General features: G+C 43.7%; 1 protein-coding gene. It reads left to right on the top strand.

What is annotated here, in order from left to right; translation table 11 throughout:
- The first annotated feature begins 121 nt into the window (after positions 1-121).
- The gene (locus A3757_RS01880; protein WP_068511205.1) at positions 122-574 is read left to right on the top strand and encodes a hypothetical protein; all 453 of its coding nucleotides are present in this window, start codon (positions 122-124) and stop codon (positions 572-574) included.
- Positions 575-856 lie beyond the last annotated feature (282 nt).

The raw sequence follows: 856 nt of genomic DNA, 5'->3' as shown, positions 1-856 counted from the left end.
ATAAATAAATGATTTTAACAAGCGCCTCCAACGGACAAATTTTTCTGTCACCACTTTTGCGCTGCGCGGCAAAACTGCCGCCAGCAAAATTTGCTCGTTGAGGCGGGCGTTAGGCAATAAAATGAATTTGGAATCTCACACTAAATATTTTCTTACCTTAGACGGTAAGGAATTAGAATTTGAGAACTTCTCCGAGACAAGAGAAGCACTGCGGAATGCGCTAAATTCGAAATCAGGAAAGATATTGCTGGCAGCTGACGATGGTTTAAGGCCTTGGTGGCAAAGATTCATTTTTGGTGCCAGAAACTATATTCGTGTTTACTTCGCTCTAGAATGGAGTGACGAAATATCTGGCCTCATATTTTATGATGAAAATGCTAGTGAATTTCGTGCTTTAAGTGATTCTCGAAATGAAAATATTTCAGTAGCTGATCGAAAGGAAATCTCTTTCGGAGAGAGTGAGCCACTGCACGAAAAGTACTGTATTGCTACAGATATTGCGAAGAGTTCAATTGTTGAGTTTCTAGAAAAAGAAGAGCGTCCTGAATGGCATAATTACGAATTTGTGCGATGATCTGCCTAACAAAAAGTTGGTGGTTCAGCCCCTGCGGGGCTTGGACGCTTTCAGCGCCCCACAACAAAAGCGTTGGTATGACTCCCCACGTCAAGAGGCCGGCACAAAATCCTGCCGGAACCTCGGCCAGAGCCTTTCTTTTTAATTAACATTCTTCCCGTTAGGGAAGCGTCAACGCATCAGATGAAGCAAGTAATTTCGACGGTGATCATGCTGGTATTCGTGGGTTGCTAACGCGACGCGTTAACCTATCCAACCTTACTTATTACGTCGTGGTGCCTG

The organism is Oleiphilus sp. HI0117, from assembly GCF_001635235.1.
Note: the sequence above shows the minus strand (reverse complement) of the source record. Positions and strands in the feature narration are given on the sequence as shown.

What these genes read in the sequence shown, in the direction of transcription:
- A3757_RS01880 (WP_068511205.1), top strand. Translation starts at nt 122, where the DNA reads ATGAATTTGGAATCTCACACTAAATATTTTCTTACCTTAGACGGTAAG.